Source organism: Methylobacterium sp. C1, from assembly GCF_001854385.1.
Classification (GTDB): Bacteria; Pseudomonadota; Alphaproteobacteria; order Rhizobiales; family Beijerinckiaceae; genus Methylobacterium; species Methylobacterium radiotolerans.
The window spans coordinates 3272073-3284096 of sequence record NZ_CP017640.1; the positions used below are offsets into that span (position 1 = coordinate 3272073).

Below are 12024 nucleotides of genomic sequence, written 5' to 3' on the forward strand. Positions count from 1 at the left end.
GCCGTGAGGCGTGCCGCGCGCGTCACTGGACCGCCTCCGCCTGCGCGGTGTGGGCCGCGTGCGGGTCGGCCACGAGGCTGCCGTCCTGCACCTTGTACTGGCCGGCGACGATCACCCGCTCGCCGGGCCGGAGGTCGCCGCTGAGAACGCGCGTCCGTCCCGAATCCGAGCGGCCCGCCTTCAGCGCGCGCTGGTGCGCCCGGCTGGCATCGTCCACCACGAAGGCGAACAGGCCGTCGGGCCCGTGCTGGATCGCGTTGTCCGGCACCGTCGTGGCGACCGCGACGGTGCCGATCCGCATCTTGGTCGAGACCGACAGGCCCGGCCACAGCGCGTGAGTCCTGTTCTCGAAGACGGCCTTGAGGCGGATCGTGCCGGTGGCGGTGTCGACTTGGTTGTTGAACAGGGCGAGCTTGCCGTCCGCGAGCTTGGTCAGCCCGTCCGAGGTCCACGCCTCCACCGGCACGTCGCCGGCCTTCAGGGCCGCGGTGATCGCGGGCAGCTGGTCCTCCGGGGCCGTGAACACCACGAAGATCGGCTCGACCTGCGTGATCGTCACGATCGGGGTCTGTCCGGCCGCGTTGACGATGTTGCCGATATCGACCTGCCGGAACCCCGTGACGCCGTCGATCGGCGCGCGGATCGTGGCGTAGCCGAGCTGCGTGGTGGCGTTGTCGATGGCGGCCTGGTCGGACGCCACCTGCGCGGTGAGCTGGGCGACCAGGGCTGTCTGCGTCTCGGTCTGCTGCCGGGAGGCGTAGGCGCCGAGCCCGGTGTAGCGGACGAGGTCCGCCTTCGCGTTGCCGAGATTGGCCGTGTCCTGCTCCTTCTTGGCCTTCGCCTGATCGAGCGCCGCCTGGTAGGGCCGCGGATCGATCTGCACCAGCACGTCGCCCTTGTGGACGGTCTGACCCTCGCGGAACGCCACCTGGTGGATCTCGCCGTCGACGCGCGTGCGCACCTGGACCGTGTTGTACGCCTGGACGGTGCCGAGGCCGTTCGACACGAGGGCGAACGGTCCCTGCTCCACCGTGCCGAGGGTGACGGGTACCGGCAGCGGGGCGGCCGTCCCGGTCTTCACCGCGGGCTGGTTCAGGCGCGTGTAGCCGTAGGCGCCGCCGCCTGCGACGGCGAGCAGCAGCAGGATCAGGCCGGCCGCGCCGGAGCGCTTCTTCGCCGGTCCGGTCCCGGCGCGATCCGCGTCGCCGAGGCCCCGGTCCGCGACCGTCCGGTCCGCGCGGGACCCGCCGCGGTCGTGCACGTCCTCACTCAGCATGCGCCGCTGTCCGCCCGATGATCCCGCGCTTCGCCTGCCGGGATAATTTTGCATTCAATAGCATACAATGCGCGCTCCAGACATCGCGGCACGTCCCGGATCGCCGCAATGTTCCGTGAGTGGAAACCGTGCTACCGCCGCGGACCGAGCGCCGCGTCGCTCCGCCGGACGCCCTGTCCGGATGATTCGCGCCCGGCGCTGAGGCGCGGAGTGCCCGCCGCGGTCGCGTCGGGGATGTAGGACCGGGACGCCGCATGACCCCGACACTGGAACTGGACGGCCTGAACGAGCTGCGCGACGCGCTGATCGAGGAGCGGCAGATCATCGTCGCGTCGGTGCGCAAGCTGCGCGACACGCGCCGGCAGAAGGGCACCTTCGTGCTGGGCGACGGCGCGGAGGCCGGGCCGCGGCTGGTCGCCGTACAGGGGCAGATCGAGGTGGTCGAATCCATCATCGCCGCGCTGACGCAATCCCGGGCCTGACGCGGCCGGTCTCGGCTCGCGGGAGAGCCGACCCGGCAGCCGGCGCAGGCCTCTGCCGATCGGGATTGGCACAGTTCGGTGTCCGAGATGTTTCTGAGGGTATCACCGGGCTTGCGCGGGATCGGGCTCTTTCCAAACAGTTCGAATCGGGAGAAGAGCGCCGCTCGACTGTTGAATTGTCAGATTTCGACTTCGCCCAAGGGCTGATCCTCGATTGAAATGCCGCCCTGCCGTGGGGTCTTGGGCATTCGACGCGCCGCTCCTGTGACGCGGACACGGTCGAGGATCCGTGCCGCGCCTCGCGCCGGCCCGAGGATCAGTTTGCCGGCAGTGAATCGTGCCGGGCGTGACGATCGCGCCGGCTTGTACAAGATCTGCCTATCTTTCGGGCTGGACGATCGCGCGGATGTCCTGTTAGCGCACCGCATCTCAAGGCGCGGGACTTTGAACATGGACGCCTTCGATCACGCCGAGATGGCGCACGACGCCGACGAAACCATCGATACGACACACGCGAGCGACCTCCTCGCCTTGTGGCGTGCCCTCGACGCCGACAGGGGCGCGCGCGACGAGCGGACCGCGCGCCTGCGGGCCATGCGCCTCATCGGCGGCGAGGACGCGGCCGACTGATCACGCGGTCTCCGGCTCTGCGCCCGGCAACCGGCTCGCCAGCACGAACCCGACCGCCATCGCCATGGCCTCGGCCTGCGCGATCAGCGTCGGCTCGCCGGCGTCCCGCGCCGCCTGCAGCAGCTCGATCACGTGGCGGCCGAGACGCAGGTCCACATCCTCGTCGCCGCCCCGGCCCCCGTCCGGAATCCCGTCGTTCTGGCTTCGGTCAGTCATTGGCGTGCGTGGGGCTCGACGCTGTGGGCAGGGGCTTGAACGGCGCGGAGGCCGCGATCCAGGACTGCGTGTCCGTGACGTCGCCGAACACCCGCATCACCGCGCTCACCGACCGGTGGATCTCGTCGGCGGAGATGCCGTCGAGGTCGTGGCTGGCGGAGGCATCGGACAGGAAGGTCACGTCCTGTCCGCGGTGGAAGCCGTCGATCGCGGTCGCGAGGCAGGACGACTCGCCGGCGAAGCCCGCGATGACCAGCGGCGGGGAGCCGCGCTCCATCGCGTCCGCGAAGGCGGGGCTGGCGTAGCAGGACGGGCGATCCCGGTCGAAGATCATGTCGCAGCCGTGGGGCTCGAAGCCCTCGATCCAGCGCACGAAGCGGCTGCCCGCCTGGAACAGCGGCGCGCCGACCCAGCGGACATAGACCACCTGCATGCCGCTCGCGCGGGCATGCGCGAGCGCGCGGCGGCAGTTCGAGAGGGCGGGCTCGATCCCCGCCAGGGCGAGCGGGCGCCCGGCGACCTCGTATTCCTGCTGCATGTCCACCAGCACCAGGACCGGGACGCTGCGCGGCCGGCGATACAGCGCCGGGTTGATCGGCCTGTTCATCGCGCCGCGACCGCGCGGTCGACGGAGGGGCGGGTCACGGCGCGGCTGCGCGAACGGTCGAGGGCGCCCGCCCGGTGCCAGCGGCCCTCCGGCCGGATGATGACGTAGGGGTCGGCGCCGAGCGCGATGGCCTGCGGGTGCGGCTCCGCCTCCATCAGCATCTCGACGTAGTCGAAATCCGAGAAGACCAGCTCCTGCGCGCCCTCGAAGACCCGGAAGCCGAAGCGGCTCCAGAAGCCGACGAGGCGTTTCTGGGCGTGGCCGTAGAGCCGGCGGTAGCCCTTCACCCGGGCGAGCTCGATCCCGGCGCGGACCAGCGCGAAGGACAGGCGCGTGTTGCGGAACTCGGCCCGGACCGCGAGGCGCTCGATCTTGGCGAAATCGGCGAAGAACCGGATGCGCAGGCAGCCCGCCGGCTCGTCGCCGACATAGCCGATCAGGTGCGTCGCCGAGAGGTCGTTGCCGTCGAACTCCTCCTCGTACGGGCAGGCCTGCTCCGCCATGTAGACGGCGGCGCGCAGGGCGATCACCCGGGACAGGTCCTCCATGTTCCGCGCGACCGCGACGCTGATGCCGGTCGCGCCCGGCCGGTGACTGTCGTACGGGGGCGCCGGCTCCGCCTTCGGACCGCGGGCGAAATGGTACAGGGTCCCGCCGGCGGAGGTCCGTGCCGCGAAGCCGAGGGCCGACAGGAGATCGGCCCCCTCGGGTGTGGCCGCGCGGGCGTAGAAGTCCACGCCCCGGTAGGTCGGGCTCGACAGACGATCGAAGACGAGGCCGACTCCGCCGGAGAGGCGCCGCCGCGCGTAGACGGCCCAGACGTAGATCCCGGCCGGACGTTCGTGCTGGCCGGCCAGCATCGCGGCGGGCGGATCGGACGCGTCGAGCGTCCCGGCCTTGAGCGCCGCCATGCCGTCGGCGTTCAGCATCAGGCAGGCCACGAACCCCTCGCCCCGCGGATCCGCGGCGTCGAACCGGTGGCGCTGGGCGATCGCCAGGACGCTGTCGGGATTGATCGACATCACCCGCTGAACGGTGCGCAGGGGCGCGAGATCGGGTAGATCCGCGCGCGCCGCCGCGATCAGCCGCGCCAGATCGTCCGGGGTCGGCGTGAAGATGACGAGGTGCCGGGCAATTCGGCCGACCTCGAGCGCATTCAGCGCGTGCCGCGGCTCGGGAGAGACTAGCGCTGTACCGAGTTGATCGGCGTCCTTGGCGACGAACTGCGCGCGAGCAATGTGTACCGTCATCGGATGACCTGTCATTCGGGTACGGATTGACGGTTAAGCACTTCGCATCTAGCGCTCTGGCTGTATGTGCAAAATTTGAAACAGGGGTGTTCCGTCGATGGAACAGGCGGAGGCGAGCCGGGATCCGATGCCCGACTGGCAGAGCATCCGGGTCTTCCTGGCGCTCCAGCGGTCCGGCAGCTTCCGCTCGGCGGCCACGAAGCTCGGCCTGTCGGTGAACTCGGTGCGGCGCCGGATCGACGATCTCGAGGCGCTGATCGGCGCGCCGTTGCTGACCCGCCACGTCGACGGCATCCGCCTCACCGCCGAGGGCCACGCGATCCTCGAGGCCGCCGGCCGCATGGAGGCGGCCGCCTTCAGCCTCGTGCGCACCGGCGAGGGCGCGCCCTTCGCCGAGACCGGCGAGGTGCGGATCGCCGTGACGGAGGGGCTGGGGGCCTTCTGGCTCGCGCCGCGCCTCGTCGAGTTCCAGCGCGCCAACCCGCGCCTGACCGTCGACCTGCGCTGCGCGATGGAATCCGCCGACGTCCTCAGGCTGGAGGCCGACGTCGCCATCCAGCTGACGCGGCCGACCAGCCCGGACCTGCGCATCGTCAAGATCGGCCGGATCCACATGGTGCCGTACGCCGCGCGGAGCTACGAGGAGACCTACGGGCTCCCGGCGCGCCCGGAGGATCTCGAGCGTCACCGGATCGTGGTGCAGGACGGCGGCCAGACCGTCGCCCTCGAGGACTACGTGCGGTCGGTCCCGGGCTTCCCCGCGAAGGTCCCGATCACGCTGAGGGTCAACGTCAGCAGCGCGTATTACTGGGCCATCGCCAAGGGGGCCGGAATCGGCCTGCTGCCGACCTATGCCAGCGCGATCGGCGCCCAGGTCGTCCCGGTGGACAATCTCGGCCGATTCAGCATCGACATCTGGCTGACCTATCACCCGGACGCCGAGCGGATCACCCGCGTGCGGCGGACGATCGACTGGCTGCGGGCCTCCTTCGATCCGAAGCGCTATCCCTGGTTCCGCGACGAGTTCATCCACCCCCGCGATCTGCCGGGTGCCGTGAAGGGCGAGGCCCTGTCGGACCTATTCGCCGGCTTCATCGCCATGGCGCCGTGACTGCGCCGTGACTGCGCCGTGATCCCGGCGCGCCTCCGCGCGCGGGCGCCGACCGTCGGTGGTCCGGGTCCTGCAACGGCCGAAGCCCGCCCTTGACCGCGCCGCGCGCATGATCCTTGCTCCGGCCGCCGCGACGACGAGGTTGCCCGTGCTGCTGACGCCCCGAGAGAAGGACAAGTTGCTCATCGCCATGGCGGCGCAGGTGGCGCGGAATCGCCTCGCCCGCGGCGTGAAGCTCAACCATCCGGAATCGGTGGCGCTGATCACCGACTTCGTGGTCGAGGGCGCGCGGGACGGCCGCACCGTGGCCGACCTGATGCAGGCCGGCGCCACCGTGCTGACCGCCGATCAGGTCATGGAGGGCGTGCCCGAGATGATCCACGACATCCAGGTCGAGGCGACCTTCCCGGACGGCACGAAGCTCGTCACCGTGCACCATCCGATCCGCGGCGCGGCCTCTTCCGACATTCCCGGCGCGGTGACGACGCTGCCGGGCGAGATCGTGTTCAACCCCGGCGCCGAGCGGACCGTGATCGAGGTCGCCAACGTCGGCGACCGGCCGATCCAGGTCGGATCGCACTATCACTTCTTCGAGGTCAATCCGGGCCTCGTATTCCCGCGCGAGCAGGCCCGCGGCAAGCGCCTCGACATCGCGCCCGGCACCGCCGTGCGGTTCGAGCCGGGATCGACGCGGGAGGTGGCGCTGGTGCCGCTCTCCGGCGGGCGCACCGTCTACGGGTTCCGCGGCGACGTGATGGGCAAGCTCTGACCATGGCCAACACGCCCAAGCCCGCCAGCCTGCCGCGTTCGGCCTACGCCGACATGTTCGGCCCGACGGTCGGCGACCGCGTCCGCCTCGCCGATACCGGCCTTGAGATCACGGTCGAGCGCGACTTCACCACCTACGGCGAGGAGGTGAAGTTCGGAGGCGGCAAGGTCATCCGCGACGGCATGGGCCAGAGCCAGGCCACGAACGCCGACGGCGCCGTCGACACGGTGATCACCAACGCGGTGGTCCTCGACCACTGGGGCATCGTGAAGTGCGATGTCGGCATCGTGCGCGGCCGGATCTTCCGGCTCGGCAAGGCCGGCAACCCGGACGTGCAGCCCGGGGTCGACATCGTGGTCGGGCCGGGCACCGAGGTCATCGCCGGCGAGGGCAAGATCCTGACGGCGGGCGGCTTCGACAGCCACATCCACTTCATCTGCCCGCAGCAGATCGAGGAGGCGCTCTGCTCGGGCATCACCACGATGCTCGGCGGCGGCACGGGGCCGGCGCACGGCACCTTCGCCACCACCTGCACGCCGGGCCCCTGGCACATCGCCCGGATGATCGAGGCGGCGGACGCGTTCCCGATGAACCTCGCCTTCGCCGGCAAGGGCAACGCGTCCCGGCCGGAGAGCCTCGTCGAGATGGTCCGGGCGGGCGCCTGCGCGCTGAAGCTGCACGAGGACTGGGGCACCACGCCCGCGGCGATCGACACCTGCCTGTCGGTGGCGGACGCCCACGACATCCAGGTCATGATCCACACCGACACGCTCAACGAGTCGGGCTTCGTCGAGGACACGATCGCGGCCTTCAAGGGCCGGACCATTCACGCCTTCCACACCGAGGGCGCGGGCGGCGGCCACGCGCCGGACATCATCAAGGTGGCCGGGCTGCCGAACGTGCTGCCGTCGTCCACGAACCCGACGCGGCCCTACACGTGGAACACGATCGACGAGCATCTCGACATGCTCATGGTATGCCACCACCTCGACCCGTCGATCCCCGAGGACCTCGCCTTCGCGGAGAGCCGGATCCGGCGCGAGACCATCGCGGCCGAGGACATCCTGCACGATATCGGCGCGCTCTCGATGATGTCCTCCGACAGCCAAGCCATGGGCCGCGTCGGCGAGGTCATCATCCGCACGTGGCAGACGGCCGACAAGATGAAGCGCCAGCGGGGCGCCCTGCCCGGAGACACGTCCGGCACCGACAACCTGCGGGCGCGCCGCTACGTCGCCAAGTACACGATCAACCCGGCGATCGCGCACGGCATCTCCCGGCACATCGGCTCGGTGGAGCCCGGCAAGCTCGCCGACCTCGTGCTGTGGACGCCGGCCTTCTTCGGCGTGAAGCCCGACCTCGTGCTGAAGGGCGGCAGCATCGCGGCCGCGCCCATGGGCGACCCGAACGCCTCGATCCCGACGCCGCAGCCGGTGCATTACCGGCCGATGTTCGGCGCCTACGGACGGGCGCCCTTCGCCACCGCCCTCACCTTCGTCTCCCGGGCGGCGGTGGAGGACGGCCTTCGGGAGCGGCTGGGCGTGCAGAAGGAACTGGTCGCGGTGGAGAACGTCCGCGGCGGCATCTCGAAGAAGAGCATGGTGCTGAATGACGCGACGCCGGTCATCGAGGTCGATCCGGAGACCTACGACGTGCGCGCCGACGGCGAGCTGCTGGTCTGCGAGCCGGCCGAGGTCCTGCCGATGGCGCAGCGCTACTTCCTGTTCTGAGCGCGGCCATCCATGATCCGCGCCACCCGCATTGTCCGCCGCGACGCCCTGTCGGGCGGCGAGATCGTTGACCGCGTCGTCCTCGATCACGGCGACCGCCACCGCCGCCGCGTCGCCATGCGCGGCGCCGGGGGGCTGGGATTCCTGCTGGATCTGCCGGAGCCGGCCGTGCTGGAGGACGGCGATGCCCTGGTCCTGCAGGACGGCCGCCTCGTCTGGGTCGAGGCCGCACCGGAGCGCCTGCTCGAGATCCGGGCCCCCAGCGATCACGCCCTCAAGCGCCTGATCTGGCACATCGGCAACCGGCACATCGCCGCCGAGATCGGGTCGGACGCGGTCTGGATCGCGCAAGACCACGTCCTCGCCGAGATGGTCCGGGGCCTCGGCGGCACCGCCGAGCCGGTGGAACGCCCGTTCCGGCCGGAGGGCGGCGCCTATTCCGGCGGGCACGGGCACGACCACGCGCACCCGCATGGCGGCCACCATCACGACCATGCCGCCGGCTGAGGCCCTGGAGGCGCTGCGCCTGATGGCGTGGCTGTCGCCCGGCTACCCGGTCGGCGCCTACGCCTACTCGCACGGGCTGGAATGGGCGGTCGAAGCGGGCGATGTCCGCGACGAGGCGAGCCTGACGGCGTGGCTCCGCGACGTCTGCGAGCGCGGCGCCCTGCGCAACGACCTGATCCTGGCAGCCCAGGCCCACGCGGCGGCGCGGACCTCGGACGGCGCCGCGCTGGTCGCCGTCAACGATCTCGCGCTCGCCCTGGCGCCGTCGCGCGAGCTGCACTTGGAGACGAGCCAGCAGGGCCGGAGCTTCCTCGACGCGACGCGGGGCGCGTGGCCCTGCGACGCCCTCGCCGCCCTGGCGGAGGAACTGCCGGGGCCGGTCGCCTATCCGGTCGCGGTCGGCCTCGCCGCGGGTGCGCACGGCATGGCGCCGGAGCCCGTGCTCGCCGCCTACGGCCTCGCCTTCCTCCAGAATCTCGTCTCCGCCGCTCTCCGGGCGGCGCCCGTGGGGCAGGCCGCCGGCACGCGGGTCGTCGCCGCCCTCGCCCCGCGCCTCGCCGGGCTCGCCGAGGCGGCCGCCGCGTCCGATCTCGACGCCCTCGGTGCCGCCACCTTCCGCCTGGACCTCGGCTCCTTCCGCCACGAGACCCAGTATTCCCGCATCTTCCGATCCTGAGCCCCCAGCATGACCTCCTCGAACGGCCCCCTCCGCGTCGGCATCGGCGGACCTGTCGGTTCCGGCAAGACCGCCCTGATGGAGCAGCTCTGCAAGCGCTTCCGCGACCGCTACGAGATCTGCGCCATCACCAACGACATCTACACGAAGGAGGACGCCCGGATCCTGACCGTCGCGGGCGCCCTGCCGGAGGAGCGCATCCTCGGCGTCGAGACCGGCGGGTGTCCGCACACCGCGATCCGCGAGGATGCCTCGATCAATCTCGCCGCCGTGGCCGAGATGAGCCGGCGCTTCCCGAAGCTCGACCTCGTGCTGATCGAGTCCGGCGGCGACAACCTCGCGGCGACGTTCTCGCCGGAACTCGCCGACATCACGCTCTACGTCATCGACGTGGCCGGGGGCGAGAAGATCCCCCGCAAGGGCGGTCCGGGCATCACCCGGTCCGATCTGCTGATCGTCAACAAGACCGACCTCGCGCCGCTCGTCGGTGCCGACCTCTCGGTGATGGAATCCGACACGCAGCGGATGCGCGGCACCCGGCCCTACGTCTTCGCGTCCCTGCGCGAGGGGACGGGCGCGGACGCGGTGGCGCGCTTCGTCGAGGAGGCGGGCGGCCTGGGCCGCTGAGCCGACGAGCCGGCCGGCACGACCGGCTCGTGGAGCTTCCTTCGGCCTTCCTAGCGTCCAGCCTCGGCCGAGCGTGCGCGAACCGACGACGTGCTCGGGACGCCCATGAGCGCGTCGAGGCGGCTCATCCGCGCGTTGAAATCGTTCATGACGTTCTGGCGCGACTTGATCGCGGCGCTCGGCTGCGCCTTGGCGGTCGCGTGTCGCGCGCGGGCTTCCGCCTGGGCTGCCGGAACGGCGAGGAGCGCGGCCAGCGCCGCGATGGTCAGAGAACGGGTCATCGTGAAGTCCCTCGGCGTCCGCCGTGTCGGACGGCGCGACGCCTCACGAGGATATGCGCGCCGGGAGCGCGGCCGCGTGCGCGCGCGCACAGCACGCAGACGTGATCGGGATGAGCGCCGTCGGGCGTTCGCAGCGTTGACAGCGGTTCGTGACTGATTCACCCCGCGATATCGGGGCCTTCTGAACGGTATCAGGCATGCGAAATCTGCGGTGGCTGGCCGCCCTGCCCTTCCTCGGCATCCTGGTCGGCCCGTTCTTCCTGAACCGGGTCGAGCCCTTCGTGTTCGGCTTGCCGCTGCTCCTCGCCTGGCTGGTGTTCTGCGTGATCGGAACCTCGGCCGTGATGGGGCTGATCTACCTGACCGACCCTCAGAACCGCGCGCCGGAGGATCCCCGATGAGCGTCGCGCTCGTCATCGTGGCCGCCGGCTTCGCGCTGGCGATCGCCCTCGGCCTCTACGCGCGGCTGGGCCGCGAGATGGGGCTGGAGCAGTGGACCGTCGGCGGCCGCGGCTTCGGCACCGCCCTGGTCTTCCTGCTGATGGCCGGGGAGATCTACACGACCTTCACGTTCCTCGGCGGCTCGGGCATCGCCTACGGGAAGGGCGGCCCCGCCTACTACATCCTCTGCTACCTGACGCTCGCCTACGTCACCTCGTACTGGCTGCTGCCCCCGGTCTGGCGCTACGCCAAGCAGCACAACCTCTACACGCAGCCCGACTTCTTCGCGCGCAAGTACGGCAGCCGCGCGCTCGGCATGCTGGTGGCGCTCGTGGGGATCGTCGCCCTCGTCCCCTACCTCGTGCTGCAGTTCAAGGGCCTCGGGATCATCGTCTCGACGGCGTCCTACGGCGCGATCTCGTCGACCACCGCGGTCTGGATCGGCGCGGCCGCGCTGACCGCCTACGTGGTCGTGTCGGGCGTGCACGGCTCCGCCTGGACGGCGGTGATCAAGGACACCAGCATCCTGTTCGTGGTGGTGTTCCTCGGGATCTACCTTCCGGTGCACTACTACGGCGGCTACGAGGGCCTGTTCACGGCGATCGAGGCCGCCAAGCCCGGCTTCCTGGCCCTGCCCGACCGCGGCCAGAGCCCGACGTGGTTCACCACCACGGTCCTGCTCACCGCGCTCGGCGGCTACATGTGGCCGCACACCTTCGCGTCGCTCTACACGGCGCGCGAGCCGGGCGCGTTCCGGCGCAACGCGGTGATCCTGCCGATCTATCAGCTGATCAACCTGTTCGTGTTCGTGATCGGCTTCACCGCCGTGATGCAGGTGCCGGGCCTCACGGGTCCCGACGTCGACCTGTCGCTGTTCAAGCTCTCCCTCGCCACCTTCCCGCCGTGGGTCATCGGGCTGATCGGCGCCACGGGCGTGCTCACCGCCCTCGTGCCGGGCTCGATGATCCTGATCGCCGGCGTCACGCTGGTGGCGAACAACCTCGTCCGGCCGCTGCGTCCCGGCATGGACGACGCCGCCACCGCGCGGCTGTGCAAGATCCTCGTGCCGGTGCTGGCGCTGGTCTGCGTCGGCTTCACCCTGTCGGGCGGCGACACGATCGTGCAGCTCCTGCTCATGGGCTACAACTTCGTGACGCAGCTCTTCCCGTGCTTCATCACCAGCCTGATGCGCCGCAACCCCCTCGACCGCCGCGCCGCGATCGCCGGGATCGTCGCGGGCGTGGCGACGGTGGCGGCGACCGTCCTCTCCGGGTTCAGCCTGGCGAAGCTGCCGGTCCTGGGGCCGCTCCAAGACGTCAATGTCGGCATCGTGGCGCTGGTGGTGAACGTCATCGTGACGTTCGTCGTGGCGCAGGCGGTGCGCGCGGGCGCGACGGCGGCGCAGGCCGCGGAGTGACGCC

At 70.9% G+C, this 12024-nt stretch carries 16 protein-coding genes; 11 read left to right on the forward strand and 5 right to left on the reverse strand.

Features of this window, described 5'->3' with window-relative positions; all coding sequences use genetic code 11:
* Positions 1-22: 22 nt before the first annotated feature.
* On the reverse strand, positions 23-1276 hold the full coding sequence (locus BKE41_RS15220) for an efflux RND transporter periplasmic adaptor subunit (protein WP_070999751.1): 1254 nt from the start codon (positions 1274-1276) through the stop codon (positions 23-25).
* Positions 1277-1530: 254 nt separating this feature from the next.
* On the opposite strand from BKE41_RS15220, the gene BKE41_RS15225 reads away from it, so the two are divergent.
* From BKE41_RS15225 to BKE41_RS15230, 3 genes are all read left to right on the forward strand, one after another.
* Positions 1531-1758 carry a hypothetical protein gene (locus tag BKE41_RS15225; RefSeq protein WP_029357482.1) on the forward strand — a complete coding sequence of 76 codons (228 nt, stop codon included), beginning with the start codon at positions 1531-1533 and terminating at the stop codon, positions 1756-1758.
* 65 nt (positions 1759-1823) lie between these two features.
* On the forward strand, positions 1824-1976 hold the full coding sequence (locus BKE41_RS31220; RefSeq protein ID WP_159392758.1) for a hypothetical protein: 153 nt from the start codon (positions 1824-1826) through the stop codon (positions 1974-1976).
* Positions 1977-2208: 232 nt separating this feature from the next.
* Positions 2209-2388 carry a hypothetical protein gene (locus BKE41_RS15230; protein ID WP_012319811.1) on the forward strand — a complete coding sequence of 60 codons (180 nt, stop codon included), beginning with the start codon at positions 2209-2211 and terminating at the stop codon, positions 2386-2388.
* Here the strand turns inward: BKE41_RS15230 and BKE41_RS15235 are convergent, their stop codons facing one another.
* Genes BKE41_RS15235 through BKE41_RS32605 form a run of 3 tightly spaced genes read right to left on the reverse strand, consistent with a single transcriptional unit; the run spans position 2389 to position 4461 of the window.
* On the reverse strand, positions 2389-2604 hold the full coding sequence (locus BKE41_RS15235; RefSeq protein WP_012319812.1) for a hypothetical protein: 216 nt from the start codon (positions 2602-2604) through the stop codon (positions 2389-2391). It abuts the gene before it with no gap.
* Complete coding sequence (locus BKE41_RS15240; protein WP_024829671.1) at positions 2597-3211, reverse strand: cysteine hydrolase; 615 nt, start codon at positions 3209-3211, stop codon at positions 2597-2599. Before BKE41_RS15240 ends, BKE41_RS15235 begins: the two co-directional genes overlap by 8 nt.
* On the reverse strand, positions 3208-4461 hold the full coding sequence (locus tag BKE41_RS32605; protein ID WP_012319814.1) for a GNAT family N-acetyltransferase: 1254 nt from the start codon (positions 4459-4461) through the stop codon (positions 3208-3210). The genes BKE41_RS15240 and BKE41_RS32605 overlap by 4 nt, the downstream gene beginning before the upstream one ends.
* Positions 4462-4558: 97 nt before the next feature.
* Between BKE41_RS32605 and BKE41_RS15250 the strand changes: the two genes are divergently transcribed.
* From BKE41_RS15250 to ureG, 6 genes are all read left to right on the forward strand, one after another.
* Positions 4559-5572 (forward strand): LysR family transcriptional regulator, encoded by a 1014-nt coding sequence (locus tag BKE41_RS15250; protein WP_070999753.1) that lies wholly within the window; start codon positions 4559-4561, stop codon positions 5570-5572.
* A gap of 148 nt (positions 5573-5720) precedes the next feature.
* A complete protein-coding gene (locus BKE41_RS15255; RefSeq protein ID WP_042673510.1) occupies positions 5721-6341 on the forward strand; it encodes an urease subunit gamma in 621 nt (206 codons plus the stop codon).
* A 2-nt stretch (positions 6342-6343) separates the two neighbouring features.
* Positions 6344-8071: an urease subunit alpha gene (gene ureC / locus BKE41_RS15260; protein WP_070999754.1), complete on the forward strand. Its 1728-nt coding sequence runs from the start codon at positions 6344-6346 to the stop codon at positions 8069-8071.
* A gap of 12 nt (positions 8072-8083) precedes the next feature.
* Complete coding sequence (locus BKE41_RS15265) at positions 8084-8578, forward strand: urease accessory protein UreE (RefSeq protein WP_070999755.1); 495 nt, start codon at positions 8084-8086, stop codon at positions 8576-8578.
* Complete coding sequence (locus BKE41_RS15270) at positions 8544-9254, forward strand: urease accessory UreF family protein (protein WP_234740626.1); 711 nt, start codon at positions 8544-8546, stop codon at positions 9252-9254. The genes BKE41_RS15265 and BKE41_RS15270 overlap by 35 nt, the downstream gene beginning before the upstream one ends.
* A gap of 9 nt (positions 9255-9263) precedes the next feature.
* Positions 9264-9881, forward strand: a complete 618-nt coding sequence (gene ureG / locus BKE41_RS15275) for an urease accessory protein UreG (protein ID WP_070999757.1) — start codon at positions 9264-9266, stop codon at positions 9879-9881.
* A 50-nt stretch (positions 9882-9931) separates the two neighbouring features.
* Here the strand turns inward: ureG and BKE41_RS15280 are convergent, their stop codons facing one another.
* Positions 9932-10162, reverse strand: a complete 231-nt coding sequence (locus BKE41_RS15280) for a hypothetical protein (RefSeq protein ID WP_070999759.1) — start codon at positions 10160-10162, stop codon at positions 9932-9934.
* A 197-nt stretch (positions 10163-10359) separates the two neighbouring features.
* Here BKE41_RS15280 and BKE41_RS15285 point away from each other — a divergent pair, with 197 nt between their 5' ends.
* Positions 10360-10563, forward strand: coding sequence for a DUF3311 domain-containing protein (locus BKE41_RS15285; RefSeq protein WP_012319822.1), 204 nt, complete (start codon positions 10360-10362; stop codon positions 10561-10563).
* Entirely contained in the window at positions 10560-12020 is a 1461-nt protein-coding gene (locus BKE41_RS15290) for a sodium:solute symporter (RefSeq protein ID WP_070999761.1), read from the forward strand. Before BKE41_RS15285 ends, BKE41_RS15290 begins: the two co-directional genes overlap by 4 nt.
* The last annotated feature ends 4 nt before the right edge of the window (positions 12021-12024 follow it).